Genomic DNA, 25,897 nt, shown 5'->3' with positions numbered 1-25,897 from the left:
GCTGCATCGGAGCGCGCCGGGGCCCCCGCCGAAGATCTATCCGCTGAGACACGCGCACGAGTTCGGAGGGAAGATCTCCGTCCAGGGCGCCGCGGCAGCACGCGCAGCGATCGGGGCGATGGTCGGCGACGGCGTGGGGGTCGTCGCTCATCACCCGGCTGTGGCCCTGGTGGCCGGGCTTGGCCCCGCCGGGCTTGGATTGCTCGCGCCGCTCCTTGCGGTCGGTCGCCGGTGGCTGCGAGGAGGTGCGCGAGGTCTTGTCCGGACGCTGCAGCCGCAGCACCAGCTCGATCAGCTCCTCGAAGCCACCGGCGACCGACCGCAAGGAGCGGCGCGAGGTCTTGTCCGGACGCTGCAGCCGCAGCACCAGCTCGATCAGCTCCTCGCGGCTCAACCGCTCAAGATCGCTGCGCCCCATCCCACGAGGGAATCAGCGAAACTCAACCCGCGCAAGGGCCTGGGTAATTACGCCGGTAGTGTGCATCGATGCGAGCAGGTCGCGGCCAATAGCAGGGCACCGGGCGCGAAGACAGTCCTTTCTCTTGCCGAGCTTGTCGCGTCGCCGCTGCGTGCACGATCCGCACACGCGAGCTGTCAGCGGTCCATCTCGTCAATCGCGCACTGACCGGCGCTGTATCGAACGCAAGGACCTCGGGCATGTTGTGGACTTCCAAACAGCCGAGAGCAGCGCGCTCGACGCCGCGATAGCGCGTGCGCCCGATCGTCTCGCGCCGGCCCAAGACCAATTCAACCCGCACGGACCAGTTTGACGCTTGAGCGCCATGCCTTCCTGCGGGCGGAAATTCGTTCCTTCATTAAGGCCTCGGCGTTTACAGAAGGCCGATGAAGCTGTATCGATTACCATTCCTTTATGGCGTGCGGCGTTTGTGCAAAATCGATTCGCGCCTCCTGGCCTGAATCCTGTCAAGCTCGGGTCAAAATATTTGATCTCAAAGATCGTGCATTTCAATATCTAGTTCATTATTCAAAGTGCGGAGAGCGAGGTGTGTCCTACGGCCGCTCACCGGAAAACGATCGGGAATCTTGGTTCCCATCTGATCCAAGATCAGCCGTTCTGCATTCAGCAGTCCAAGGTTGACTGGGGCGAATCCAGATAATACCCAATCAACTCGTGTACCGCTCCGGACCGTCTCGGCCGAAGGCTGATCTGGCTCGAATGATGGCAGCCGTCGACTAGGCGCGGCGCTCTGGTCTACAGCCGCGACAGGCGCAGGCGCCACGACCCATCGTCGGCGGCATCGGTTACGGTCGCATGCGGGGCGGACGCCTGAAGTGGTGACAGCGGCCCGATCGTGGCGCGATCGACCGGATCGGCCTGCACCATCGTGCAGCCGCCGAGCGCCAACGCGAGCGGCAAAGCCAGTAGTGCCCGGCGGAGCCAGACGCTCCCGGAGCGCGATCGCGCCTTCATCGGGTCGAAGAGCCACCCAGCACTGTACCGTGCGCCGGCTGGTGGAACCGCGTTGGGACCGAGGGCGCGCACGGGTCTGAACCTCCGACGATATTCCTCAGGCCGCGGCCCGCCGCTCGCCCGGAACCAAGTCCCGGCTCGCCTGCTCGATCCGCACCAGCCAGCCCTCGGCGGCCTCGGCGCGGCGCTCCGCGGCCTGAACCCGCGCCTCCATGGCCTGCAGCTTCGCGGCAGCCTCCGCCTGGATCTTTCCGATCTGAGCCTCGACACGCGCGCGCAGTTCAACGGCCTTCGCATCCGCCTGGATCTGGACCTCGCGCACCAGTTGCTCGAAGGCGCGGGCTTCCTGCTGCGACCGCTTCAATTCCTGCAAAAGGGCATCCTGCTCGGCGGCCTGTTCGCGCAGGCGCGCCTCCTGCTGCTGGGCGGCGCTCTTGGCCGCCGTCAAGGTATCGAGCACACCGGTCCAGTCCGAGGCCACGCGACGGGGCACGGGCGGTGCGTCACTCACCACGGCGAGCGCCGGCGCGGTCGGGACCGGGGCCGCCGGCGGCTTATCCTGGCCGTCCGGTCGATGCGCCACGATATGCGCGTCGAGAGTGGCCCAGAACGCCTCGTCCATCGCTGGCATCGCCATTCCCTTCTGCCCGTACGTGTCTCAAGACGGCGGTCCGGCAACGCTGCATCGGATGTTCGCGCGGAGCATCCGTTACGGCTTATCCGAACTGCGGCGGCTCCCGCGGACCGGGAGCCAAGCAACTCACTATCAGGTGCCCGACGTGCCGGTCCTGCGCGCGGCAGGCTCGACGACGAATTCGGACTCGATCGTCTCAGAAATCCGGCGCAGCCACTCCTCGGCCGACGCCGCACGCTCTTCCGCGAGACGGGCCCGCTCATCGGCGGCCCGGATCAGCATCGCGGCCTGCGCGTGGGCCTCTTCGGTGCGTTGATCGGCGGCGCGGACCTTCGCGTCGGCGTCCCGGAGATCGGCCTGGACCTGCTCGACCAGTTCCTGAACCCGCACTTCGTAATCTTGCGCGCGATCCTCGACTTCGCGGATGTAGTGCGCCGCGCCACGCACCCGATCGAGCAAGCTCGACCATTTCGTGGCCGTCGGCACCGATCCCAGAACGACGATCTTGGCCTCGGATCCAGCGCCATGCTCGCCCGATGCTGCGGCGTTTACCGGGTCGGACTTGATCCGTCTTGACTGGTCCATGGTCGATCCTGAAGCCGGGGCGGGAACGAAGACGTCCGGACGCTCGTCCCTCAGCCTTCGAACTGGACCTGACCCATATGGCCGCCGAGCAGAAGTGTCTTGGCTGCCGCATCGATCCGCGAGAGCCACTTCTCGGCGGTGTAAGCCCGCAGGTCGGCGACCCGCACCTGCTCCTCGGCCGCACGAACCCAGGCCTCGGCCTCGGCCTGCAGGGTGCGCACCCGCGCTTCCGCCTCGGCGCGGATCTCCTCCACCTGCGAGTCGGCATCCGCCTGAACGCGCTGGAGGCGGATATCGGCCCGCGTCTGGATCTCGTGTGACCGCATCTCGGAGAGCTGGAGCCGCTGCTGGGTCTCCTTCAGCTCGCGCTGCAGGGTCTCGATCAGCACCTCGTGGGAGGCGCTCTGCTCCCGAAGGCGCTTCTTCTGCTCGTCGGCAAGGCCGACCATGCCGTTGATGATGTCGAGGGTCGTCATCCAGTCCGCGACCGCATCGGTCTGGGCTTCGGAGGACGACGGCATCGACGCTTCGCTCAAGGCCATCGTGGGGGCCGCGACCGGCTCCGCATCGTTGACGGCCGGCTCCGGCATCATTGCGGCGGGGCCTTCGTCGGTGTCCAGGCTCAGGCGCAGCGCCGGCATCTCGCCGTGACCGGAACTGGGTTTGAGCCTTAAAATCTCAGCCGAGGGCTTCTCGGAAATACGGTCCAGACTTTCCGCGACCTGCGTCAGAATGTGGGACCAAGAGGCTGTGGGCGCCGCGATCATGCTCATTGCTGCCTTTCCCGGGGCGAACATGGGATGATAAAGCCACAGACGTGGTTAATGACCCGTTAATTGTGTATTCACCCGCTAGCTTTTCATAAGCTCCTCCTAACCATAATTAATCTTCGTCGCACTCGGGAGTGCCAGAGATTCTCGGGGGATTCGGCAGCTTCAGGTTGCCGATTCGTCGCGATTTTCTGATCGTTAACGCCTGCCCAGATCGGACAATCAGCCACTATTAATTGCGTCAAACGGGAAGCACAGGCCTCCAATAAGACGGACGACGACAAAATATCATTATCGAACGTAAAACCTGCCGCTTTTGATCTTATAGCTGAGCCATAGTTCTGGACGAATGGCAATCTTATCGCGCATCTGACCGCACCGCGAAGCATCCGGCATCGAATATGCGGCTGATCATCCTGGATTGCACACGCGACAGCTCGAACCCTGCTCCAAAGCATCCCACTCCAGCATCGATCCGCTGGAATGCCGCGAGCGCGGTTCTCACGGGCGAGCGGGCATCGACGCAGAATCCTCGACCCGCGCCGGACGGAAGCGGGCGAAGCGCTCGGCCAGGATTGGGAGCACCAGAAGGTTCAGAACCGTCGAGCTGACGAGGCCTCCGAGGATCACGAGCGCCATCGGCCCCTCGATCTCCCGGCCGGGCTCTCCCGCGCCGAGGGCGAGCGGCAGCAGGCCGAGCCCGGTGACCAGCGAGGTCATCAGGATCGGTACCATCCGGTCGGCGGCACCCTCAGCGGCAGTTGCGGCGTTCCAGGGACGGCCGTCCCGGTTCACCATCTGCTCGTAATGGGCGATCATCATCACGCTGTTGCGCAGCGAGATGCCAGCCAGGGTCACGAAGCCCACGATCGAACCGAGCGACAGGACGCCGCCGGTCAGCGCGGCCGCCGCGACACCGCCCACGAAGGCAAAAGGCAGGTTGACGAGGACGAGGATCAGGTTCGCCGCGGATCCCGTGACGATCGCGAGCAGCACCACGATGCCGAAGCCCGCGAGGCCCGCATGAAACAGGAGATCGCGCCGGGCGGCTGCCTGCGCCTCGGCGGCGCCCGAGAAGGTCACATACACGCCCTCCGGCAGACGGACCTCCCGGGCGATCTTGCGCTTGGCCGCCGCCACGAAGGCCGCCACGTCACGGCCCGCGACGTTGGCGGTGACCGCCTGCATCCGCTGCGCGCCGAGGTGCTGCACCTGGTAGCGGCCGGCACTCTCGTAGACATCGGCGACCTGCGACAGGCGCACGTAGCGCCCGCCGGGCGCCCGCAGCGGCAGGTCACCGACGGCGCTGAGGCGGCCCCGCACCTGCGCATCGAGGATCACCAGTACATTGACCACCGCATTGCCCCGGTAGCTCTGGCCGACGACATCGCCCTGATAGGCGGTGCGCACCGCCTCCAGCACCTCCACGGGATCGAGCCCCCAGTGGCGCAGATCCACCGGACGCAACGCGACGGTCACCTGCGGCAGGCCGGCCGGCGCGGCCTGCTGGACATCGCGGGCACCCTTCACCTCGGCGAGCTCCCGGGCGACCGAACGGGCCGCGGCCTCGATCCGGTCGAGGTCGCTGCCGATGACGTTGATCACCACCGAGGCGGTGAAGCCCGAGACCGTCTCCTCGATGCGTTCGGTCAGAAAGGACTTGAGCGAGAAGGCGGCGCCGGGAAAGCCAGCGATCAAAGTCCGGATCTCCGTCTCGACCTTCCGCTGGGCGGCCCCGTCGAGGCCGGGCTCCAGGTCGATGTGGATCTCGCTGTAATGCGGCCCCGCCGTGTCCTCGCCGGCCTCCGCACGCCCGATCTGCGCGGCGACCGCCCGCACCCCCGGTATCGCCTTCAGGTCGGCGGTGACGAGGCCGCTCAGCCGCTGCGATTCCTGCAGGGCAGTGCCGGGTATCGCCACCATGTGGAGGATCATGTGGCCCTCCCGGAGGTCGGGCAGGAACACCGCCCCGAGGGTCGGCAGGATGGCGGCACCGCCGAGCGTCACCAGCACGCTCGTCAGGATCGCGATCCGCGGCACCCGGCCGATCCACGCCAGCAGCCCGAGATAGCCCGCGCGGCTCCAGCGCACGACCGGGGGCTCACGCCGGGCTTCGCCGCGGCTCGACCGGCCGCCGAGCAGGAGCAGCACGAGGGCTGGCGTCACCGTCAGCGCCACGAGGAGCGAGGCGACGACCGCCGCGACGTAGGCGAGCGCGAGCGGTCCGAACAGGCGGCCGGCCACCCCGGTGAGCGCCAGGACCGGCAGGAACATCAGGAGCACGGCGAGCGTCGCGTAGGCGACGGAACTGCGCACCTCCAGCATGGCGCTCAACACCACGCGGGCGCCGCCACGCCCCTCGGCCCGCGCCGCCCGCAGCCGGCGGGACGCGTTCTCGACGCCGATCACCGCATCGTCGACCACCTCGCCGATGGCCAGCGCCAGTCCTCCAAGCGTCATGGTGTTGAGGCTTTCGCCCCAGGCCTGAAGCGCGAGCGCGGCCGCGATCAGCGACAGCGGTATGGCTGTCGCGCTGATCAGGGCGGCCCGCCAATCGGCCAGGAAGACCAGCAGCACGATCACCACGAGCACGCCGCCGATGGCGAGCGCCTGGATGACGTTGCCGGTGGCGACATCCACGAAGTTCGCCGGCCGGAACAGGTCGGCGCGCAAAGTCACGCCCTCCCGCTGCAGGACTGGGCGCAGTTCATCGAGCGCCGCCTCCAGGCGGGCCGTGACTGCCCTCGTATCGACACCGACCTGGGCGCCGACCATCAGCAGCACGCCCGGCGTTCCGTCCACGAGCGCGGCACTGATCGCGGGTTCCGGGGCGGCCGTCACCGTGGCGACGTCGGAGAGCAGCACGCTCGGCCCACCATCGTTGTGCAGCACCGTCTGCCCCAGCGCCTCCGGGGTGAGCGACTGTCCCTCGGTTCGCAACAGAACGCGCTGGTTCGGCGTGTCGACGAAGCCCGCCCCTCGGACGCCGGTCGCCTTGCGGGCCGCCGCCAGCACATCGTTGAGGCCGATCTGGTAGCGGATCAGGTCGTCCGGGCGGATCTGGATCTGCAGCGAGCGCACCGCCCCGCCGTAGAGCGACACCTGGGCGATGCCCGGCACCGCCTGGAGGCGGCGGCGCACGGTCCACTCGGCGAGGTGGCGCAGGTCCATGGCGTCGCGCGAGGCCGAGGTCAGGCCGACGAGGAGCACGGTGAGGGTCGATGACGTGAGCGGCGTCATGGCGGGCGCCGCAACCCCGTCCGGCAGGCGCCCCGCCAGCGCCGCCAGCCGCTCGTTGACCCGCTGGCGCACCCGGTCGACGTCGCTGCCCGCCTTGAACACCGCGGTGATCACCGACAGCCCCTGGATCGAGGTCGAGCGCAGCGTTTCCAACCCGGGCAGGCCGCCGACCGCGACCTCAACCGGCTGGGTGACCAGCACTTCCACCTGCTCCGAATCGAGGCCGGGCGCCTCGGCCTGGATCGTCACGGTCGGGGGCGCGAATTCGGGAAAGACGTCGTAGCGCGCGCCCGCCAGGGCGTAGAGGCCGAACACCAGGAGCGCGCAGGCCAAGGCCAGCACCACCCGCGGATGCCGGACGGCGAAGTCCAGCAGGGCGGCCTGCGGCCCGCGAGCCGTCTCCCCGGACGGCTCAATCATCGTCGTCGCCCACGACGCGGATGCGGCTCTTCATCTCCTCGGAGAGGAGCGCCTGCCCGCCCCGCAGCACGATCTCGGCGCCCTCCGGCAGATCCTCGACCACGAAGGAATCCGCCGACATGGGCGCGTCCGGCCGGATCGCGTGCCGCACGAACGCGCCGTCGCCGGTGCCGCGATACACCCAGGTTCCCCCCTCCCCGTGGACCACCGCATCCTCGGGCACCAGCACGCCGCGGACCGATCGTTCGGCCGGCAGGAAGGCCATGGTGCTGGTGCCGGGCAGGAGGCCACTGTCGCCGGAGACGAGATAGAAGAAGCTCTGCCCCTGGATGCGGGGATCGGTCCGGGTCGCGGCCGAGACCAGCCGCATCGCGACTCGCACGCTCTGCGGCGGGACCTCGGCGAAGGCGCCCTCGGGCGGTGTCGCGAGGCTCTCGCCGGGCGGCAGCGTCACCTGGACCAGGAAATCCGCCCGCTCGATCAGGCGGGTGACGAGGGCCGACCGATCGATGATCGCCTTGCCGAGCACCGAACCCCATTCCTGTCGCGCGGTGGCACTGAGCGTGCGCACCTGAGATTCGGCCGCCGTCTGGGCAGCGCGGTCGGTGAGCAGGGTGCCCTCGGCGGTCTCGATCTGAGCGACCGCGACCACGCCTGCGCCGAGATTGCGGGCGCGACGGGCGGCGCTGGCCGAGACCTCGACACGGGCCTGCGCCATCTGCAGCGCCGCGACGGCCCCGGCGTAGCTGTTGGTGAGTTCGGTGATGCGGGCGATGTCGAGAACGGTGCCGTAGGCGGTCAGTTCCTGCCGGTGGGGTACGGCCGGCCGAGTCTCGGCGACCAGGCCGATCCGCTCGCGTTCCGGTCCGGTCAGCCGGACGAAGGTGCGCCCGTCTTCCACGGCGGTGCGCTGTGCCGGAAGGCGAACCTCGGCAGCCGGAGCCCGGCGCAGGTCCGACAAAAACGTTTCGATCTGCACGCGCAATCCGTGCAGATAGGGGGCGGCCCGGGCCGGCAGGATCACGTCCGGCGCCACGATGGCGGCGCCGATGACGGCGATCAGCACGCCGCCGGCGATCAAGCGCCCTCGCTGACCCACCTTATCTCCCTCCGCATGATGGCCAGCATATTTCGGCTTTGGTGCCGAATACATCCGGACGAGACGGGATCAAAGATCGCGGCGTCAGTTCATGGGGGATGCAGCGGCCGGCCGGACGCGATCCCTGGATCCACACTCCAGATGCGCGAAAGCCCGCTTCGGCGATGCGAGGCGGGCTTCCGGACGATTGTGTTGATGGAAAGCGGTGACTTAGCAGCCGTCGCCCTGGACCGGTGCGGTCTGCCGGTCGGCCATCGTGTTGTTCATCGCGCCGACCGTGCCGGGGGACGCCGGCTGATTTCCGCCCGCGAGGTTCTTGGCGGCCGGATCGGTGGCGTTCGACTTCGCGTCCGGGCTTGCCTTACCGTCGGCCGTCTGCGTGGAACCCGCGTTGTTCATGGCCCCGACCGTGCCGGGGGACGCAGGCTGATTTCCGCCGGCGAGGTTCTTGCTCGACTTATCGACATCCGAGCTGGCGGGGTTGGAGGCCTGCTTGTCCGGGGTCTTAGACGTCGTACCGGTCGCGCAAGGCGCAGCGAGGGCGGGGCTGGCCGCGAGGGCCAAGAGCGCAACGGCGCTGACCAGGCGTGTGACCTTCATGAACGTTCCTCCAAAGTTTTTTGCTCTTGGCCAATCGCTAGATCCATCTGAAGTTCCGGCTCGAATGCCCGGAACTTCGCTTTGTCGCAGCGCGAGCTGAGCATTCGTGCGATTTCACCGGCCGAATGTTTCGATCGTCGCGCTCCCCCGACCGCCCATCCGCAAGCCGGATCCGGCGACGATCCCGAGCCCTGCGCGGATGCGGTGCGGCATCGCCCTTGCACACGCCGCCGGCCTGCTCGAAAGTCCCGCCGGGCACCCCGCCGGAGGCGCGAGTCGGATAATCTCCGGCGGCGCGATGGCGTCGCGAAGGAGTCGATCCGTTGACGCGCGTGGACCTGAATTCCGATCTCGGCGAGGGCTACGGCGCCTATACCTGCGGCGACGACGCGGCGATCCTCGACATCGTGACCTCCGCCAACGTCGCCTGCGGCCTGCACGCGGGGGATCCCGAGATCATGGCGACGACCTTCGCCCTGGCGAAGGCGCGCGGCGTCACGGTGGGGGCCCATCCGGGTTTTCCGGACCTGTGGGGCTTCGGGCGCCGCCGGATCCCGTTCAGCCCGGGTGAGATCGAGCGGCTGGTGGCCTATCAGGTCGGCGCCGCGCAGGCGCTCGCCACCTATGTGGGCCACCGCCTCACCTACGTGAAGACCCACGGGGCGCTGGGCAACATCGCGGCCGAGGACCAGTCCGTCGCCGATGCCGTGGCGCGCGCCGTCAAGGCGGTCGATCCCGGGCTGGCATTGCTGGCCATCGCGCTGAGCGCCCAGGTGCGGGCCGGCGAGGCGGCGGGCCTCGAAGTCCATCAGGAAATCTTCGCCGACCGCGGCTACACCGAGGCGGGGCTGCTGATCCCCCGCAGCGAACCGGGCGCCTTCGTCACCGATCCGGCCGAGGCGGCGGACAGGATTCTGCGCATGGTCCAGGGCGCGTTCATCCTGACCGCATCGGGCCGGGAATTGCCGACCCCGATCCGCTCGATCTGCGTGCATGGCGACTCGGCCCACGCGGTCGCCACCGCCCGGGCGGTCCGGGATCGGCTGGAGGCCGCGGGGGTGACGCTGGCACCGTTCCGGCCGTGAGCGCGGTCCCCGACGAGCCCCGGCTCCTCGATGCGGGCGAGGCCGCACTGGTGGTCGAGTTCGGCAGCACGGTCGATCCCGCGATCAGCGACCGGGTTCTGGCGCTGGACGACGCCCTCGGCGCCGATCCGCCCGAAGGCCTGCGCGAGCGCGTGCCGACCTACCGGTCGCTGATGCTGCACTACGATCCGCTGGTGCTCGATCGCGCGGCGCTCGTCGAACGGGTCCGGGCCCTCGCAGCCGGGACGACCGAACGCACGACCAACACCACCCTGTGGACGCTGCCCTGCTGCTACGCGGCCCCGCACGGCGAGGACATCAGCCAGGTCGCCGAACGCACCGGCCTCTCGCCCGACGCAGTGGTGGCGACCCACGCGGGGGCGACCTACCGGGTCTACATGTACGGCTTCGCCCCGGGCTTCGCTTATCTCGGCGGTTTGCCGGAGGTTCTGGCCGTGCCCCGCCGGGCGAGCCCGCGCCCGCCCCACCCGGCCAACGCCGTGGTGATCGGCGGCGGCCTCGCGGCGGTCGCCACCGTCCCGATGCCGACCGGCTGGTACGTGATCGGCGCCACCCCGGCCCGGCTCTACGCGCCGGAGCGTGATCCGAGCTTCTTCGTCGGCGCCGGCGATCTGATCCGCTTCGAGCCGGTGGACGCCGCCACCTTCGACGCGCTGTCGGCCCGGGAAGCCGCCGGCGAGCCGGTGGCCCGCCGCTGGGAGTCGCGGACATGACGGCGCTCGTCATCGAGGCTGCCGGGCCCGGGATCACGCTGCAGGATGGCGGCCGGCACGGCTACCTGCGCTACGGCATCACGGCCGCGGGGCCGATGGACCCGCTGATGCAGGCCACCGCCAACCGGGCGGCCGGCAATCCCCTGGACGCCACAGCCATCGAGATCTCCACAGGCGGCGTCACGCTCTCCGCAGAGGGCGGTGCGATCGGGCTCGCGCTGGTCGCGCCAGGCTTCCGGGTCGCTCTGGACGGCGCGGCGCTGCCCGATCGCGTGGCGCTGACGCTGGAGCCCGGCCGGACGCTCGTCGTGCGGGCCGGCGAGGCGGGCGCCTGGGGCTATCTGGCGGTGAGCGGCCGCATCGCGGTGGCGCCGGTGCTCGGCTCCACCGCGACCCACACCCGCTCGGGCCTCGGCGGCCTCGACGGGCGCGGACTCTCCGCCGGCGACCGCCTGCCGGTGGACGAGGCTCGATCCGGCGACGGCGCCCCGCACCGCCTCGTCACGCCGTGGCTGGACCGGGACCCGCGGGTGATCCGGGTGGTCCTCGGGCCGCAGGACGATTATTTCGCCGCAGATCAGATCGCGGCCTTCCTGGCCGGGCCGTGGACGATCTCGCCCCGGGGCGACCGCATGGCCTGCTTCCTCGACGGCAAGCCCCTGACGCACGCCAAGGGCCACGACATCGTCTCCGACGGGGTCGCCATGGGGGCGATCCAGGTGCCTGGCAACGGGTTGCCGATCGTGCTGATGGCCGACCGGCAATCCACCGGCGGCTATCCGAAGATCGCGACGGTCATCGGCCCCGATCTCGGCCGCCTCGCCCAGGCGCGCGGCGGGGCGCGGATCGCCTTCCGGCAGGTCACGGTGGCCGAGGCGGTGGCAGAGCGCCGGGCCGAGGGCGATGTTTTGCGCAAGCCGGTGGCACGGAAGCCGGTGGTGCGAACGGATTTCGCCTCGGATTTCCTGCTCGGTCTCAACCTCGTCGGCGGCGTTGCCGATGGTCGCGCCTGACGATGCGACGCGCTATGGGCGGAGCGGCCCCGGCCGGGACCACAACGAGAAAGGCCCCCACGTATGGCTCACGCGGTCACCGCCTCGGGCACACCGCCAGCGCGCAGCAATGAACCGCTCAACGCGGACACCGTCCGGAAAGCCCGGATCGACCTCGCCGCCTGCCTGCGCTGGGCCGCGCGCAACGGGCTTGAGGAAGGCATCTGCAACCATTTCTCGGCCGTCTTGCCGGAGCGGCCCGACCTGTTCCTGGTCAATCCCTACGGCCTCGCCTTCGCGGAGGTGACCGCGTCGAGCCTGCTGCTCTGCGACTTCCACGGCAACGTCGTGGAGGGTGACGGTCAGCCGGAGGCCACGGCCTTCCACATCCATGCCGAGTTGCACCGGCTCAAGCCCCGCGCCCGCGCCGCGTTCCACACCCACATGCCCTACGCCACCGCGCTCGCCATGCTGGAGGGGCAGCCTTTGGCTTGGGCCGGCCAGACGGCCCTGCGCTTCTACGGCCGCATCGCGGTGGACGAGGATTACAACGGGTTGGCGCTGGATTCCCAGGAAGGCCAGCGGATCGCCGCCAGCGCCGGGAAGGCCGATGTGGTCTTCCTGAAGAACCACGGCGTGATGGTGCTCGGCGAGACCATCGCGGAGGCCTGGGACGACCTCTACTATCTGGAACGGGCCGCGCAGGCGCAGGTGCTCGCCCTCAGCACGGGGCGGTCGCTGAAGACCGTGCCCGAAGCGATCGTGCAGCGCGTCGCGGCCCAGGAAGCCGCTGGACGCGCCGAGAGCGCGCGGCTGCATCTGGAGAGCGTCAAGCGGGTGCTCGCGCGGGACGAGCCGGCCTTCCTGGCGTGATTCGTTCAAGCGCCGGATCGTCTGCACGAACCGGGACGCACTGTCCTCCCCTGGCGACCTCGGGCTTGCCCGGGATCGCTCGCGCTTGTTGGGAGGAGTGGGAGATTGGGGTGTTGCCGGAGGCACCTGTGCGCTTGATCCTCCTCCCTGGTCTCATCCCAGAAGGGCAAGTGAAAGCGGTTCCCATTCAATACGTCGGGCTACGGATCGTGCCTGTTGCAGGCAGCCCAAACACCGTAAAAAGGGCTGGGTCGGAGATCTTTTGAAACCGTGACGCTCGTGATCCCACGGAAGAGGGCGATAGCGCGTCCGTTCGATCCGTCCCGCGCCGCCGCCTATCCGGTGGCGATCGGCTGTGACGAGGTCGGGCGCGGGGCGTTGTGCGGCCCGGTCGTGGTGGCGGCGGTCTGGTTCGATCCGGCGGCGCTCGCACCCGACTTGCTCGCCGCACTGGACGATAGCAAGCGCCTGCTCGAGCCCGAGCGGGAACGGCTCGCGCCCTTGATCCGCGCGCACGCCCGCGTCGCCGTTTCAGCTGGCTCCCGGGCGCTCATCGACCGCATCAACATCCGCGCCGCGACCCTCGACGCCATGGCGCGGGCGGTGGGCCGCCTGGGGATCGCGGCGCCCGTCTTGGTCGACGGCCGGGACGCGCTGCCCGGATTGCCCAGCCGGGCGGTGGTCGGCGGGGACCAGCTGGTGCCACAGATCGCCGCCGCCTCGATCGTCGCGAAGGTATTTCGCGATACGCTGATGCGGCGCCTCGCCCTGCGCCACCCCGGCTACGGCTGGGAGCGCAACGTCGGTTACGGCACCGCAATCCACCGCGCCGGCCTGACCAGCCTCGGCCGGAGCCCGCACCACCGGCTGAGCTTCACCCGCGGTTTCGATGCGGCGCCCTGACAGGCGTCCCAGGGCTCTGCCTTGAACCCGCGAAAGGTCCCGACCTTTCGGAACCGGGATTTCTCCGAACGACTCGAACCGGCGCTTAAAACAGGACCAGCTGCGCTCCCGGCTTGCGAAAGACATCCCGGTTCAGCGCCATCCGGCCGAAGCCGTAGCCGAGCCGGGTCCCTGCGAGCCGGACGCGCTGGCCGATCATCGCCGCGTAGGCCCCCTCCCCGCGGAAGCGATGGCCGAACCGGGGATCGTTCTCGCGGCCTCCCCGGGCCTGCCGCAGCAGGGCGAAGGCGCGGGCCTGCCGCTCCGGATAGTGCTCGGCGAACCAGTCGGCCATCAGGTCGGCGACCTCGCCGGGAAGCCGCAGCAGGGCATGGCCGATCCGGCTCGCGCCGTGCTCCCGGGCGAGGGCGAGGATGGACTCGATCTCGTGATCGGTCAGCCCCGGGATGATCGGGGAGAGGTTGACCATCACGGGCACCCCCGCTTCGCTCAGGCGCGCCATCGCGGCGAGACGCTTCTCGGGCCGGGGCGCCCGGGGATCGAGCCGCCGGGCGAGGGCCGGATCGAGGGTCGGCAGCGAGATTGCCACGAGGGCAAGGTTGTCGGCCGCCATCTCGGCCAGGAGGTCGAGATCGCGCAGGACGAGGTCGGACTTCGTGGTGATGCCGACCGGATGCCGCGCGTCCCGCAGAACCTCCAGCACCGCCCGGGTGATGCGGTGGGTCCGCTCGGCCGGCTGGTAGGGATCGGTGGCCGTGCCCAGCGCAATCGTGTCCGGGCTGTAGCCCGGCGCCGCGAGTTCGCGCAGGAGCAGCCGGGCGGCGTCCGGCTTGGCGAAGATCCGCGATTCGAAATCGAGCCCCGGCGACAGACCCAGGAAGGCATGGGTCGGCCGCGCATAGCAGTAGATGCAGCCGTGCTCGCAGCCACGATACGGATTGATCGAGCGATCAAAGGGTATGTCGGGCGAGGTGTTGCGGGCGATGATCCGGGTGGATCGTTCCGGCGTCACCTGCGTACGCAGGGGAGCGGGATCGTCGGCCATCCAGTCGGGGTCGTGAAACACCTCGCGCTGGGCCGCTTCGAAACGGCCGGTAGGGTTGGACGTGGACCCGCGCCCGCGCCGCCCGGCCTCGGGGGGCGTGCTGTCGGCGAGCCGCCGCGCACCCGCTGATCGCGACCCGTCCCGCGAACCCAAGACGTTGCCCGCCATGATGACGCCCTCTGTTTCACGTGAAACATATAGCGAACATCGGGTCGAAGAACGCCTGTTTTTCGGGCAACCCTCACATCTGAGCGTCTCTCGGTAACACCCCCACCTTCCTGCGGCGCAGGAATGGTTTACGGCAGCGCAAAATCGTCTATGCGCGCGCTCATGCTCTCTGCGGTGACCTACCTGGCCGACCCGGCCCATCCGGACGCGATCGATCGCTTGGCCGACACGCTCGGCGTGCTCGTCTCCGGCGTCGCCGGTGGGCTGATCGGCGATGCGGTGATCGTGGCGCGCCGCGCGAGCGACGCGGTAGCAGCCGTCGCCGAGGCGACCGGCGCGGTCTTGGTCGTCCACGCGGGCGACAGCCCCTACACGGCGGGCGCCGCATTGGCGCGCCGGGACTGGATCCTGTGCCTTGAGGCCGGGGATGTCCCCGCCGAGGGCTGGATCCGTACCCTCGACCGCTTCGTCGGCACCGCCCGGCCGGAGACCGGCCTCGGCCGCCTGCACCGTCCGGCCGCCGGCTGGCGTGCGCGCTTGATCGGCCGGGCCGAGATCCTGACGGGCGCCCGCCGGGCCAGGGCGGGCGACGTGGTCCGGCGCGAGGCGCTGCGGAGCGGACCGGTCTTCACCGCGCGCCCCAAGGTTCGGCCGCTGATCGCCCGTATCGATCGGGCATAAGCGGGAGGATATTGCGAACCGCCACGTTGTTGTCGGTTGATCCGCCTCTACAACTCTCAGTCAATGGCAAAGGATTTGCGGCCTCCCCGGTGAAGGCGGGGCCGCCTGCCCGCTGCGCCCTGGGAGGATGTTGCGATGGATGCGTCGGGCCTGATGGGGCGGAAATCCGTCGACGACATCATCGAGAGCGGCGAGGGCGAGCAGCAACTCTCGAAGTCGCTCGGCGCGCTGTCGATCACCGCGATGGGCATCGGCGCCATCATCGGCGCCGGCATCTTCGTGCTGACCGGCACGGCCGCCGCACAATATGCCGGGCCGGGGATCATGCTGTCCTTCGTGCTCGGCGGCATCGCCTGCGCGTTCGTCGGCCTGTGCTACTCCGAGATGGCGGCGCTGATCCCGGTGGCGGGGTCGAGCTACACCTACACCTACGCGACGCTGGGCGAGTTCTTCGCGTGGCTGATCGGCTGGGACCTCATCCTGGAATACGCCATGGGGGCGGCCACAGTGGCGGTGGGCTGGTCGGGCTACGTCACGAGCATCCTGAAGGATGTCGGGATCGTGATCCCGGCGCAATTCGCCCACGCGCCGGGCACGCCGATCGACGGTGGCGGCACCGCCCTGTTCAACCTGCCGGCCGTGCTGATCGTGGCGCTGATCACGCTTCTCCTGATGCGCGGCACCAAGGAATCCGCACGCTTCAACAACGTCATGGTCGCGGTGAAGCTGACCGTCGTGGTGGCCTTCATCGCGCTGGGCTGGGGCCATGTCGACACGGCGCACTGGACGCCGCTGATCCCGGAGAACGACGGCACCTTCGGGCATTACGGCTACAGCGGCATCCTGCGCGGCGCGGGCGTGGTGTTCTTCGCCTTCATCGGCTTCGACGCCGTCTCGACCGCCGCCCAAGAGGCGCGCAAGCCCCAGAAGGACATGCCGATCGGCATCCTGGGCTCGCTCGCCGTCTGCACCATCCTGTACGTCCTGGTGGCGGCCGTGCTCACCGGGTTGGTTCCCTACAAGGATCTGAACGTCCCCGACCCGATCGCGAAGGGCGTCGACGTGATCGGCATCGGCTGGTTCGCCATCCTGATCAAGCTCGGCGCGCTGACCGGCCTGACCACCGTGATCCTCGTGCTGCTCTACGGCCAGAGCCGGATCTTCTTCACCATGGCGCAGGACGGCCTGCTGCCGAAAATGTTCGCCCACGTCCACCCGACCTACCAGACGCCCTATCGCAGCCAGGCGCTGATCGGCGCTGCGGTCGCCGTGGTGGCGGCTTTGGTTCCGATCAACATCCTGGGCGAAATGGTGAGCATCGGGACACTCGCCGCCTTCATCCTGGTGTGCGGCTCGGTGATCTACCTACGGCGGACCAACCGGCACATGGAGCGCCCGTTTCGGGCCCCGGCCGTGCCGATGGTGCCGATCCTCGGCATCCTGTTCTGCCTGCTGCTCATGGCCGGCCTGCCGCTCGACACGTGGCTCCGGTTGGTGATCTGGATGGCGATCGGGCTCGTCGTCTACTTCTTCTATGGGCGCAAGCATTCGGTCCTGCGCCGCAAGGAGGGGAACGCGGCGTAACGCCGTTGGTGGATGGGATTCCCGGCCGAATAGATCGCAGAAGGGATAGCGAGTCCCCCTTCCCCCCTCCGCGGGGAAAGGAAGGTGTTGCGCCTTCTCACACCGTGATGCTGGCCCCCCGCCGCAGATGCTCGTCGAGCCGCGGCATGATCTCCACGAAGTTGCAGGGGCGGTGGCGGTAGTCGAGCTGCTGTGCCAGGATCCCGTCCCAGGCGTCCCGGCAGGCACCGGGGGAGCCCGGCAGCACGAACACGTAGGTCGCCCGCGCGACCCCGGCGGTGGCCCGCGATTGCAGGGTCGAGGTGCCGATCTTGTCGTAGGAGATGCGGTGGAAGACGGCGGAAAAGCCGTCCATGCGCTTCTCGAACAGCGGCTCCAGCGCCTCCGGGGTCACGTCGCGCCCGGTGAAGCCCGTGCCGCCCGTGGTCAGCACCACGTCGATCCCCGGATCGCGCAGCCACGCCTCAACCTGGGCCCGGATCGCCGGGACCTCGTCCGGCACGATGGACCGGGCCGCGAGGCGGTGGCCCGCCTCCGTCAGGCGCTCGACCAGCGTGTCGCCGGAGCGGTCGTCCTCCGGGCGGCGGGTGTCCGATACGGTCAACACCGCGATCGACAAGGGGATGAAGGCGCGCTGGGCGGGCTGGTCGGCCATGGATCGGGTCTCCGGGACAGGCGACCGATATGGGACCGCCGCTTCGGCTTGTCGCCCCCAGGCGGTCGCACGCGCCCCCTTGCGGCGGAACGCAAACTCGGTTGTGCTCTGCCGATCCTCCGGAGATCCTGACCCGATGCACATGTACGGCAACTGGCGCTCGGCCGCCGCCTTCCGGGTGCGGATCGCCCTCAAGCTCAAGGGCATCGCCTACGAGGAGACCTTCATCGACCTCGATGCGGGCGACCAGCACAAGCCGGAATTCCGGGCGATCAACCCGCAGGGCGCGGTGCCGGCCTTGTTCGACGGGGACGGGCCGCCGCTCACCCAGTCCCTCGCGATCCTCGATTATCTGGAGGAGACGCAAGGCGGCGTGCGCCTGCTGCCTGAAGAGCCCCGGGCGCGGGCGCGGGCGCGCTCGCTGGCGCAGGTCGTCGCCTGCGATACGCACCCCCTCTACGTGCCGCGGGTCCGCACCTTCCTGATGGAGCATTACGACCTGCCCCGGGAGCGGATGCTCGACTTCCTGCGCAACGCCTTCGAGACCGGCCTGCGGACCCTGGAGACACGCCTCGCCAACGAGCCCGGGACCGGCCGGTTCTGCCAGGGCGACGCGGTGAGCCACGCCGATCTCTGTCTCGTGAGCCTCTGGGTCGGGACCGGCATCTTCGGCGTGGACACGGCGGCCTATCCGACGGTCGGGCGGATCGCTGCGGCATGCCTCGCCGTGCCGGCGGTGGCCGAGGCCCATCCCCTGCGTCAGCCCGGCGCTCCGCAGGCGTGACCCGAAACGCGCATCGCCGGCGCGCGTGGCTTCGTCACGCGTGGCTTCGTTGCGCGTGATCTTGGCGGGCAGATGTGGCAATCGGACACTTGGCACGTGTAAGCAGGCCGGCGTCTTAATCCCGGTACGGGAGCGGAAAGAGTGTCGATGGCATCCGTCGAGAACGAGTCAGGTTTGCATCGCGTCGTGGTGGTGGGCGGCGGCGCCGCCGGCCTCCAGCTGGTGACGAAGCTCGGCGACAAGCTCGGGCGGGGCAAGCGCGCCCACATCACGCTGGTGGACCGCGCCCGCACGCATATCTGGAAGCCGCTGCTCCACGAGGTCGCGGCCGGCAGCCTCGACGTCGGCCACCACGCGGTCGATTACCTGCACCACGCCCACATGCACGGCTTCCGCTACCGGATCGGGCGCATGACCGGGCTCGACCGGGAAGCCCGCACGATCCAGCTCGCGGCGAGCCACGACGCCGAGGGCCGCGAGGTCACGCCCGAGCGCACGGTTCCCTACGACACGCTGGTGATGGCGGTGGGCTCCACCATCAACGATTTCGGCACGCCGGGCGTCGCCGAGCACGCCATCGCGCTCGACACCCAGGACCAGGCGGTGCGCTTCCACCAGCGCCTCGTCAACGCGTCCCTGCGGGCCCACACCCAGGCCGGCCCCGTCCGGCCCGGGCAGCTCCACGTGACGGTGATCGGCGCGGGCGCGACCGGCACCGAGCTCGCCGCCGAGCTGCACCGGACCCTGCGCCACGTGGTCGCCACGGGCCTCGACAAGATCGACCCCGGCAAGGACATCCGCATCACCCTGGTGGAGGCGGCCGACCGGATCCTGCCGGCCGTTCCACAACGCCTCTCGGTCGAGGTGATGCAGCTCCTCAACAAGATCGGCGTCGATGTCCGCGTGAAGGCGCGCGTGACCGAGGTGCGCGCGGATGGTGTGCAGCTGGCCGACGGCACCTTCATCCCCTCGGAGCTGGTGGTCTGGGCGGCGGGCGTGAAGGCGCCCCCGTTCCTTCAGGGCATCGGCGGCCTGGAGACGACACGCACCAATCAGCTCGTGGTGGCCCCGACCCTGCAGACGACGCGGGACCCCGACATCTTTGCGATGGGCGACTGTGCCTATCTGGTCGAGGCGGGCTCCGACACGCCGGTGCCGCCGCGCGCGCAGGCCGCCCACCAGCAGGCGAGCCACCTTGTCGGCCAGATCCGGGCCAAGATCGACGGCAAGCCGCTGAAGCCCTTTAAATACAAGGACTTCGGCTCGCTGGTGTCGCTCGGCGAGTACTCGACCGTCGGCAGCCTGATGGGGTTCGTGCGCGGCAAGAACATGCTGATCGCCGGACTGTTCGCCCGAATGATGTACCGCTCGCTCTACAAGATGCACGAGCAGGCGCTCCACGGCACCGCCAAGACGGTCCTCGACACCCTGGCGCGCGCCCTCACCCGCCGCACTGAGCCGCGGGTGAAGCTGCATTAGCAGCGATCATCCGATCAGGGTTTCGAACGATCCGGGACCAGCCTTTTCGAGGTGTTTGGGGGAATCACTTTGACACTGACTAGGCGCCCTCTCCTCCCCCTTGTGGGGAGGAGTTGGAGGTGGGGGTGGTGCAGAAGGCACCGGAACGCTCGATCCTGAACCACCCCCACCCATGGGCCCTCCCCATAAGGGGGAGGGGAAAAGGCGTTGATTTCATAACGTTAGAACTAAGGATTGTGATCCTTGCAGCCAGTCCGAAGACCTTGAAAGGGCTCGGTCCGCGACCTTTCGCGGGTACACAACGCAAGCTTTGCGAGATTCCCGGGGCTCTGATCCGAAACCCCGCCAAAGGAATGATCCCTTCGGAATCCCCGGCGATTCCCGAACACGGCCCGTAACAGCTTCTACCCCCGCGCGCGGGCCCGGATCATGAAGTTGTCGTAGGTGTACTCCGCGACCTGGAACCAGAGATACTCCTCGTTCCGGAAGGTGCGCATCGCCTCGTAGACCCGTCGGAAATCCGCGTTCTTGGCGGCGAGCTCGCCATAGACGTCGTTGGCGTTCTTGAGGGCGGCTTCCATCACATCCTGCGGGAACGGCCGCAGCAGCGCGCCGCCGGCGACCAGCCGGCGCAGGGCCTGGGGGTTGCGCGCGTCGTACTTGGCCTGGACCTCGGTGCCGACCTGGGCGGCGGCGGCCCGCAGGATCGCCTGATAGGATTTCGGCAGCGCCTTCCACGCCTCGGCGTTGAACCAGAAGTGCAGCATCGCGCCGCCCTCCCAGAAGCCGGGATAATGATAGACCGGCGCGACCTTCTGCAGGCCGAGGCGCTCGTCGTCGTAGGGGCCGATCCACTCGGCGGCGTCGATCTTCTTCGCCTCCAGGGCCGCGTAGATTTCGGAACCCGGGATCGTCTGCGGCTGGACGCCGAACTTGGCGAGCACCTGCCCGCCCATGCCGTCGATCCGGAACTTGAGCCCCTGGAGATCGGCGAGGCTCTTGATCTCGCGCCGGAACCAGCCGCCCATCTGCGCGCCGGTGTTGCCCCCCGGCACGCAGACGAGACCGGCCTTCGCGAACACCTCGGCGAAGAGTTCGGCCGCGCCCCCCGCCAGCCACCAGGCGGAGGCCCCCCGGGCGTTGAGCCCGAACGGCACGGCGGTCGCCAGCGCGAAGGTCGGGTCCTTGGCCATGCCCAGCGTCGCCGGCCCGTGGCCCATCTCGACGGTGCCGGCCGCGACGGCATCCAAGAGGCCGTCGGCGGGAACCGGCTCGCCGGGGCCCTGGACCCGGATCTGGAAGCGGCCGTCCGTCGCCTCGGCGACGATCCGGCTGAGCGTCTCGGAGGCGCCGAACAGGATGTCGAGGGTCTTGGCGTAGGCCGAGGACAGGCGCCAGCGCAATTCCGGCGCGCCTTCAGCGAGCGCCGGAGCGGTGAGCGGCCCGGCGACGGCCGCGCCCAGCCCGGCAGCCAGGAGGGTGCGCCGCGTTCCGGCCTTCGAGGAGTGCGCGATAAGCGTGTCGTCCAACGGGATCTCGTCCGAGCGTGTGATGTCCGTCCGGCGCGGATTTGCCGGTCGCAGCTAGCATGTCCGCGCCGGTTCTCGAAAGCCGTGGGCGGCGGCGGCAGTTCCGTCGCGGCTCGAATCGGGCGATCGACCGTGCTAGGCGGCCGGGATGGAAACCATGCCCTCCGTCACCCTGCATACCGTCTGCGGCCTAGAGGAGTTGGCCGGCCATGGGACGCGCGGCGTCAGCCACGTCCTGTCGCTCCTCGACCCCGGCACGCCGGAGCCCGAGGCCTTCGGGGCCTACGGCGCCCACACCCGCACGACACTGCATTTCCACGACTGCCTCGGCCCCGGCGACGGGCTCGTGCCCCCCGAGCCCGAGGATGTCGCGGCGATCCTCGCGTTCGGGCGGCAGCTCGACGGGGCGGCGCATCTGCTGGTGCATTGCCATTACGGCCTGTCGCGCTCTACCGCGGCGCTGCTGATGCTGTTCGCGCAGGCCGAGCCCGGGACACCGGCCGACGCCCTGGTGGCGCGGCTGCACGCCCTGCGCGAGCCGGTCTGGCCCAACGCGCGGATGATCGGTTTCGCGGACGCGCAACTCGGCCGGGAGGGACGGCTCAGCGAGGCGGTCCGGCAGCTCCACGCCATGCAGTTGCGGGTACGGCCGCACCTCGCCGAATTGCTGCGCGGGCTGGGGCGCGGCGCGGAGGTGGACGCGGCGGAGGCGTGAGCAGGCCGATTCGCACCGTCGGACCGGATCGGGAACCGGCATCTTCTCGCGGGCGCCCCGCGCGGGGATGACCCGCCCACCGGCGGCGGAAAATACGAATTCCGGTTTCATTGAATGTCGTTCGGACCCGCCGAAAAATCCCCTGCACCGGCGGCGCCTCCGAGGGCGCCCCGCAGGGAGACGTTCATCATGCCGAGCCAGGATCTGTCCCACGCGAGACCCGAAACGCTCGCGCTCCATGCCGGCTGGCGGGCCGACCCGACGAGCGGCTCCGTGGCGGTGCCGATCCACCAGACCACCTCGTACCAGTTCCGCGACACCGACCACGCCGAGAGCCTGTTCGCACTCAAGGAGCTTGGCAACATCTACACGCGCGTCACCAACCCGACGGTGGACGTGCTGGAGCAGCGCCTCTCGGCCCTGGAAGGCGGGGCGGCCGCGCTCGCCCTGGCCTCGGGTCAGGCGGCCTCGGCGCTCTCCGTGCAGAACCTCGCGCGCGCCGGCGACAACATCGTCTCCTCGACCGACCTCTACGGCGGCACCTGGAACCTGTTCGCCAATACCCTGGCCGAGCAGGGCATCGAGAGGTCCGCTTCGTCGATCCGTCTGATCCGGCGGCCTTCGCCCGGGCGACCGACGACCGGACGCGGGCCTACTATGCCGAGACGCTGCCGAACCCGAAGCTCGCGGTGTTCCCGATCCGCGAGGTGGCGGAGATCGGCCGGCCGCTCCGCATCCCGCTGATCGTCGACAACACCGCGGCACCGCTGATCGCCCGTCCGTTCGACCACGGTGCGGCCGTGGTGGTTTACTCGACGACCAAGTACATCGCCGGCCACGGCATCGCCATCGGCGGAGCGATCATCGATGGCGGCACGTTCGACTGGGCGGCCCATCCCGAGCGCCAGCCCGCCCTGAACACGCCCGATGCGAGCTATCACGGCGCGATCTGGACGGAGGCCGCCCAGCCGATCGGGCCGATCGCCTACGTGCTGCGTGCCCGCGTGCGGCTCCTGCGCGACCTCGGGCCGGCCGTCTCGCCGCTCAACGCCTTCCTGACGCTCCAGGGTCTGGAGACCTTACCGCTGCGCATCGAGCGCCATAGCCGCAACGCCCAAGGCGTGGCGGAATGGCTGCAGGTCCGGCCCGAGGTCGTGCGGGTGATCCACCCCGCCCTCCAGAGCGGCCAGGCCCGCGATCGGGCCGACCGGGTCCTGACCGGTGGTTATGGCGGTCTGGTCGAGTTCGAGTTGGCGGCGGGCCGCGCGGCGGGGCGGCGGTTCATCGATGCCCTGCAGCTGGTCTACCACGTGGCCAATATCGGCGACGCGCGCAGTCTCGCGATCCACCCGGCGAGCACCACCCATTCCCAGCTCGGCCCGGAGGCGCTGCACGCCACGGGCGTCTCCGACGGCTATGTCCGCCTCTCCGTCGGCCTCGAGCATCTCCACGATATCCTGGCCGATCTCGACCAAGCGCTGGCGGCCGCCGGCGGCCTCGCCCGGGCGGCCTGACGATGCGGAGCCTTCTCCGGCGTCTCGCCGCCCGCTTGGCCGCGCCGCATCTCGAGCCATCCGCATCCGATGCCGGGATGCCACCCTTCCCCATGATCGACGGCGGGGCGCTCGCCTGCCCGGACCTCGCCGCCTCCCTGGTGACCCTGGCCGTGTGCTACCGGAGGACGGCCCGTGTCCGACCCGACTGACAGCGGCCGTGACGTCCATGACGCGGTGCTGAGCGCGAATGCCCGCTACGCCGCAGGCTTCGACACCGGCGGCCTCGCCCTTCCCCCTGCGAGGCGGGGCGCCCGACCGCCCGGGCGTCGATCCTCTAGGAGCTGCTCGACCCAGCCGTTTCAAGGTGTTGGGTTCGCGTGCGCTTGCGATCCGGTTCCCGACGCGTCCTCGTAGAGCGCGCCCTTTCCCGGACGCCTGGAACGCAGTGGACGGTGATCCGGGATCCGGCACAATGAGCGCCGCGCCAGCGGCACAGGTTGATTCAGATCGACGCTTCGCGAACTCTTGTGCCGGATCCCGGGTCGCCTTCCGCTGACGCTGCTTGCGCCCGGGAAAAGGGCGGTGCCCCCGTGAGATCCCTCGACACCGTTAAAGGGCTGGATCTCGACCTTTCGAAACCTTGACGTGATCCGTGCGCGCGAGGCGAAGGACGCCTTACTTGCCCGCTGGCGTAAAGCTCCCGTCCTTCCACACGTACAGCACATAGCCCTGCGCGGTGACGTCGCCCTTGGAGTCGAACCCGACCGTGCCGAGCACGAGGTCGAACCGTTCCGTATGCAGCGCTTGCGCGATCGGCTTCGGCTCGACCGAATGGGCGAAGTTGGCGGCCGCCACCAGCGCCTGCATGGCCGCGTAACCGTAGATGGTCGATCCGGTGGGATCGACGCCCTCGGCTTTGAAGGTCTTCACCACGCTGGCCGCGGCCGGCTGCCGGCTCGGATCGAGGTAGAAGGTCATCAGGACGCCGTTGCTCGCCGGCCCGGCGATCTTGGCGAAGTCCGGCGAGGCGATGGCCGAGGTGCCGAACCATTGCGGCCGAAAACCCCGGTCGGCGGCGATCTTCACGAGGCGCCCCATCTCGGTGGCGTCGCCGCCGTAATAGACCACGTCGATCCCCGCGGCCTTGAGGCGGTCGGCCAGCGCGGTATCGTCGGCGTCGCTCGGTGAGAACGAGAGCGACAGCGCCTCGTTGACGCCGATCCGGTTGAGGTTGTCCTTGGTGGCCGCGGCGAGCGCTCGGGAGGCCGGGGTCTGATCCTGGATCAGCGCGATCTTCCGGTCGCGGAACCGCTCGGCCAGCACGGCGGCCGAGAGACGCGCCTGATCGTCGTCGCGCCCGCAGACGCGGAAGATGGTCGGCAACCCCCGGTCGGTGAGCCGCGCCGCCACGGAGGCCGCGGTGATCATCACTACGCCGTTCTGTGCGTAGATGTCGGACGCCGCGATCGAGGCGTTGGAGCAGACATGCCCGACGACGAGGCGGACGTTTCCGCGCACGAAATGGTTGGCCACTGCGGTTGCGGTGTTCGAGTCGCAGGCATCATCCTGCACGTCGAGGGTCACGGGCTGGCCGTCGAGGCCGCCCATGGCGTTGGCGTCCCGCGCCGCTGCCTCGACCCCGCGCAGGACCTGCTCGCCCACTGCCACGTAGGGCCCCGAGCGTGGGACCGCCACGCCGACCACCACATCGGCCTTCGCCGGCACCGCCGGGAGGAGCACGACACACAGGCTCAGGGACATCAGCGCGGGCCTGAACAGCCCGCTGGCGGGGACGACGCGTCCGATCTTCATCGGGCTCTTCTAGGCAACCTTGCGCGCGGCGACTACAGGCGGACGGCATGCGGCATCCGCGCCGCACGCCTTCACCGCACCCGAAGGCCATACGCGAGGATGTGGAGAAACGCGATTGTTTTCCGCAGCCTGTCGCGCGTCGTCCCGGCTTTACTTCACGTAGTAGTAGGCAGTGGCGACGGACGAAACCGGTCCGGTGACACCGCTGAAGGCGGTCAGCACCTTCGACAGCTCGGCGAACGGCGCGTTCGACACGTAGACGAGGTCGCGGTTGCGCATCCGGAACGCCTGGGACACGAACAGGCTGTTGGGGTCGCGCATGTCGATCCGGTACACCACCGGGACCAGCGGTGTGCCGAGCAGCTTCGAGCCCGGGTGGAGCCGCCGCACCACGCTGGCCGGCTCGAACCGGAAGATGAACGTCCCGGCCGGATCGGCGGTGAAGTCCGATAGGCCGCGCGCCTTGGCCAGCGCCTGCGCCAGCGTGATCCCGTCGGCCTGGAACGGCAGCTCGGTGCTGTTGCCCAGCGCGCCCACCGCGATGAAGGTCTGCGGGTCGCGCACGAGCGTGAGCACGTCGTT

22 protein-coding genes and 3 pseudogenes are annotated in these 25,897 nt (G+C 69.4%); 12 read left to right on the top strand and 13 right to left on the bottom strand.

What is annotated here, in order from left to right:
* The 8 genes and pseudogenes from MKK84_RS17460 to MKK84_RS17425 all read right to left on the bottom strand — a co-directional run.
* Window positions 1-418, bottom strand: a pseudogene (locus MKK84_RS17460) (hypothetical protein); the annotation flags it as partial.
* A 795-nt stretch (window positions 419-1,213) separates the two neighbouring features.
* The gene (locus MKK84_RS17455; protein WP_243921864.1) at window positions 1,214-1,432 is read right to left on the bottom strand and encodes a hypothetical protein; all 219 of its coding nucleotides are present in this window, start codon (window positions 1,430-1,432) and stop codon (window positions 1,214-1,216) included.
* A 97-nt stretch (window positions 1,433-1,529) separates the two neighbouring features.
* On the bottom strand, window positions 1,530-2,069 hold the full coding sequence (locus tag MKK84_RS17450; protein WP_243921862.1) for a hypothetical protein: 540 nt from the start codon (window positions 2,067-2,069) through the stop codon (window positions 1,530-1,532).
* A 129-nt stretch (window positions 2,070-2,198) separates the two neighbouring features.
* The gene (locus MKK84_RS17445) at window positions 2,199-2,525 is read right to left on the bottom strand and encodes a hypothetical protein (RefSeq protein ID WP_243921860.1); all 327 of its coding nucleotides are present in this window, start codon (window positions 2,523-2,525) and stop codon (window positions 2,199-2,201) included.
* Between the two features lie 176 nt (window positions 2,526-2,701).
* The gene (locus tag MKK84_RS17440; RefSeq protein WP_243921858.1) at window positions 2,702-3,424 is read right to left on the bottom strand and encodes a cell division protein DivIVA; all 723 of its coding nucleotides are present in this window, start codon (window positions 3,422-3,424) and stop codon (window positions 2,702-2,704) included.
* Between the two features lie 498 nt (window positions 3,425-3,922).
* Window positions 3,923-7,081 carry an efflux RND transporter permease subunit gene (locus MKK84_RS17435; protein ID WP_243921856.1) on the bottom strand — a complete coding sequence of 1,053 codons (3,159 nt, stop codon included), beginning with the start codon at window positions 7,079-7,081 and terminating at the stop codon, window positions 3,923-3,925.
* The gene (locus MKK84_RS17430) at window positions 7,074-8,180 is read right to left on the bottom strand and encodes an efflux RND transporter periplasmic adaptor subunit (protein ID WP_243921854.1); all 1,107 of its coding nucleotides are present in this window, start codon (window positions 8,178-8,180) and stop codon (window positions 7,074-7,076) included. The genes MKK84_RS17435 and MKK84_RS17430 overlap by 8 nt, the downstream gene beginning before the upstream one ends.
* A gap of 210 nt (window positions 8,181-8,390) precedes the next feature.
* Entirely contained in the window at window positions 8,391-8,780 is a 390-nt protein-coding gene (locus MKK84_RS17425; RefSeq protein WP_243921852.1) for an exopolysaccharide production protein YjbE, read from the bottom strand.
* A 323-nt stretch (window positions 8,781-9,103) separates the two neighbouring features.
* On the opposite strand from MKK84_RS17425, the gene MKK84_RS17420 reads away from it, so the two are divergent.
* From MKK84_RS17420 to MKK84_RS17400, 5 genes are all read left to right on the top strand, one after another.
* Window positions 9,104-9,865 (top strand): 5-oxoprolinase subunit PxpA, encoded by a 762-nt coding sequence (locus MKK84_RS17420; protein ID WP_243921850.1) that lies wholly within the window; start codon window positions 9,104-9,106, stop codon window positions 9,863-9,865.
* The gene (locus MKK84_RS17415) at window positions 9,862-10,599 is read left to right on the top strand and encodes a 5-oxoprolinase subunit B family protein (protein WP_243921849.1); all 738 of its coding nucleotides are present in this window, start codon (window positions 9,862-9,864) and stop codon (window positions 10,597-10,599) included. The genes MKK84_RS17420 and MKK84_RS17415 overlap by 4 nt, the downstream gene beginning before the upstream one ends.
* Window positions 10,596-11,612, top strand: a complete 1,017-nt coding sequence (locus tag MKK84_RS17410) for a biotin-dependent carboxyltransferase family protein (protein ID WP_243921847.1) — start codon at window positions 10,596-10,598, stop codon at window positions 11,610-11,612. Before MKK84_RS17415 ends, MKK84_RS17410 begins: the two co-directional genes overlap by 4 nt.
* A 63-nt stretch (window positions 11,613-11,675) precedes the next feature.
* Window positions 11,676-12,464 carry an aldolase gene (locus MKK84_RS17405; protein WP_243921845.1) on the top strand — a complete coding sequence of 263 codons (789 nt, stop codon included), beginning with the start codon at window positions 11,676-11,678 and terminating at the stop codon, window positions 12,462-12,464.
* A 279-nt stretch (window positions 12,465-12,743) separates the two neighbouring features.
* On the top strand, window positions 12,744-13,367 hold the full coding sequence (locus MKK84_RS17400; protein ID WP_243921868.1) for a ribonuclease HII: 624 nt from the start codon (window positions 12,744-12,746) through the stop codon (window positions 13,365-13,367).
* Between the two features lie 85 nt (window positions 13,368-13,452).
* Here MKK84_RS17400 and MKK84_RS17395 read toward each other — a convergent pair whose 3' ends face one another.
* Complete coding sequence (locus tag MKK84_RS17395) at window positions 13,453-14,580, bottom strand: PA0069 family radical SAM protein (RefSeq protein WP_243921843.1); 1,128 nt, start codon at window positions 14,578-14,580, stop codon at window positions 13,453-13,455.
* A gap of 150 nt (window positions 14,581-14,730) precedes the next feature.
* Here MKK84_RS17395 and MKK84_RS17390 point away from each other — a divergent pair, with 150 nt between their 5' ends.
* Window positions 14,731-15,261 (top strand): hypothetical protein, encoded by a 531-nt coding sequence (locus tag MKK84_RS17390; RefSeq protein ID WP_243921841.1) that lies wholly within the window; start codon window positions 14,731-14,733, stop codon window positions 15,259-15,261.
* 135 nt (window positions 15,262-15,396) lie between these two features.
* Window positions 15,397-16,845 carry an amino acid permease gene (locus tag MKK84_RS17385; RefSeq protein WP_243921839.1) on the top strand — a complete coding sequence of 483 codons (1,449 nt, stop codon included), beginning with the start codon at window positions 15,397-15,399 and terminating at the stop codon, window positions 16,843-16,845.
* A 97-nt stretch (window positions 16,846-16,942) separates the two neighbouring features.
* On the opposite strand, the gene moaB is transcribed toward MKK84_RS17385, so the two are convergent.
* On the bottom strand, window positions 16,943-17,500 hold the full coding sequence (moaB, locus tag MKK84_RS17380; protein ID WP_243921837.1) for a molybdenum cofactor biosynthesis protein B: 558 nt from the start codon (window positions 17,498-17,500) through the stop codon (window positions 16,943-16,945).
* Between the two features lie 136 nt (window positions 17,501-17,636).
* Between moaB and maiA the strand changes: the two genes are divergently transcribed.
* Window positions 17,637-18,284: a maleylacetoacetate isomerase gene (gene maiA / locus MKK84_RS17375; RefSeq protein ID WP_243921835.1), complete on the top strand. Its 648-nt coding sequence runs from the start codon at window positions 17,637-17,639 to the stop codon at window positions 18,282-18,284.
* A gap of 147 nt (window positions 18,285-18,431) precedes the next feature.
* Window positions 18,432-19,763: an NAD(P)/FAD-dependent oxidoreductase gene (locus MKK84_RS17370; RefSeq protein WP_243921833.1), complete on the top strand. Its 1,332-nt coding sequence runs from the start codon at window positions 18,432-18,434 to the stop codon at window positions 19,761-19,763.
* A 404-nt stretch (window positions 19,764-20,167) separates the two neighbouring features.
* On the opposite strand, the gene MKK84_RS17365 is transcribed toward MKK84_RS17370, so the two are convergent.
* On the bottom strand, window positions 20,168-21,298 hold the full coding sequence (locus MKK84_RS17365; protein WP_243921866.1) for a TRAP transporter substrate-binding protein: 1,131 nt from the start codon (window positions 21,296-21,298) through the stop codon (window positions 20,168-20,170).
* Window positions 21,299-21,440: 142 nt separating this feature from the next.
* Between MKK84_RS17365 and MKK84_RS17360 the strand changes: the two genes are divergently transcribed.
* From MKK84_RS17360 to MKK84_RS17350, 3 genes and pseudogenes are all read left to right on the top strand, one after another.
* On the top strand, window positions 21,441-22,007 hold the full coding sequence (locus tag MKK84_RS17360; RefSeq protein ID WP_243921831.1) for a tyrosine phosphatase family protein: 567 nt from the start codon (window positions 21,441-21,443) through the stop codon (window positions 22,005-22,007).
* 189 nt (window positions 22,008-22,196) lie between these two features.
* A pseudogene (locus MKK84_RS17355) lies at window positions 22,197-23,521 on the top strand (O-acetylhomoserine aminocarboxypropyltransferase/cysteine synthase family protein).
* A 2-nt stretch (window positions 23,522-23,523) separates the two neighbouring features.
* The gene (locus MKK84_RS17350) at window positions 23,524-23,712 is read left to right on the top strand and encodes a hypothetical protein (protein WP_243921829.1); all 189 of its coding nucleotides are present in this window, start codon (window positions 23,524-23,526) and stop codon (window positions 23,710-23,712) included.
* Window positions 23,713-24,178: 466 nt separating this feature from the next.
* On the opposite strand, the gene MKK84_RS17345 is transcribed toward MKK84_RS17350, so the two are convergent.
* Together MKK84_RS17345 and MKK84_RS17340 are read right to left on the bottom strand one after the other, a co-directional pair.
* Complete coding sequence (locus MKK84_RS17345) at window positions 24,179-25,315, bottom strand: branched-chain amino acid ABC transporter substrate-binding protein (RefSeq protein WP_243921827.1); 1,137 nt, start codon at window positions 25,313-25,315, stop codon at window positions 24,179-24,181.
* 150 nt (window positions 25,316-25,465) lie between these two features.
* Window positions 25,466-25,897, bottom strand: a pseudogene (locus MKK84_RS17340) (sugar transporter); the annotation flags it as partial.

Source organism: Methylobacterium sp. E-065, from assembly GCF_022829605.1.
GTDB lineage: Bacteria > Pseudomonadota > Alphaproteobacteria > Rhizobiales > Beijerinckiaceae > Methylobacterium.
Note: the sequence above shows the minus strand (reverse complement) of the source record. Positions and strands in the feature narration are given on the sequence as shown.

What these genes read in the sequence shown, in the direction of transcription:
- MKK84_RS17455 (WP_243921864.1), bottom strand. Translation starts at nt 1,432, where the DNA reads ATGAAGGCGCGATCGCGCTCCGGGAGCGTCTGGCTCCGCCGGGCACTA.
- MKK84_RS17450 (WP_243921862.1), bottom strand. Translation starts at nt 2,069, where the DNA reads ATGGCGATGCCAGCGATGGACGAGGCGTTCTGGGCCACTCTCGACGCG.
- MKK84_RS17440 (WP_243921858.1), bottom strand. Translation starts at nt 3,424, where the DNA reads ATGAGCATGATCGCGGCGCCCACAGCCTCTTGGTCCCACATTCTGACG.
- MKK84_RS17435 (WP_243921856.1), bottom strand. Translation starts at nt 7,081, where the DNA reads ATGATTGAGCCGTCCGGGGAGACGGCTCGCGGGCCGCAGGCCGCCCTG.
- MKK84_RS17425 (WP_243921852.1), bottom strand. Translation starts at nt 8,780, where the DNA reads ATGAAGGTCACACGCCTGGTCAGCGCCGTTGCGCTCTTGGCCCTCGCG.
- MKK84_RS17410 (WP_243921847.1), top strand. Translation starts at nt 10,596, where the DNA reads ATGACGGCGCTCGTCATCGAGGCTGCCGGGCCCGGGATCACGCTGCAG.
- MKK84_RS17405 (WP_243921845.1), top strand. Translation starts at nt 11,676, where the DNA reads ATGGCTCACGCGGTCACCGCCTCGGGCACACCGCCAGCGCGCAGCAAT.
- MKK84_RS17395 (WP_243921843.1), bottom strand. Translation starts at nt 14,580, where the DNA reads ATGGCGGGCAACGTCTTGGGTTCGCGGGACGGGTCGCGATCAGCGGGT.
- MKK84_RS17390 (WP_243921841.1), top strand. Translation starts at nt 14,731, where the DNA reads ATGCGCGCGCTCATGCTCTCTGCGGTGACCTACCTGGCCGACCCGGCC.
- MKK84_RS17385 (WP_243921839.1), top strand. Translation starts at nt 15,397, where the DNA reads ATGGATGCGTCGGGCCTGATGGGGCGGAAATCCGTCGACGACATCATC.
- moaB (WP_243921837.1), bottom strand. Translation starts at nt 17,500, where the DNA reads ATGGCCGACCAGCCCGCCCAGCGCGCCTTCATCCCCTTGTCGATCGCG.
- maiA (WP_243921835.1), top strand. Translation starts at nt 17,637, where the DNA reads ATGCACATGTACGGCAACTGGCGCTCGGCCGCCGCCTTCCGGGTGCGG.
- MKK84_RS17370 (WP_243921833.1), top strand. Translation starts at nt 18,432, where the DNA reads ATGGCATCCGTCGAGAACGAGTCAGGTTTGCATCGCGTCGTGGTGGTG.
- MKK84_RS17360 (WP_243921831.1), top strand. Translation starts at nt 21,441, where the DNA reads ATGGAAACCATGCCCTCCGTCACCCTGCATACCGTCTGCGGCCTAGAG.
- MKK84_RS17350 (WP_243921829.1), top strand. Translation starts at nt 23,524, where the DNA reads ATGCGGAGCCTTCTCCGGCGTCTCGCCGCCCGCTTGGCCGCGCCGCAT.
- MKK84_RS17345 (WP_243921827.1), bottom strand. Translation starts at nt 25,315, where the DNA reads ATGAAGATCGGACGCGTCGTCCCCGCCAGCGGGCTGTTCAGGCCCGCG.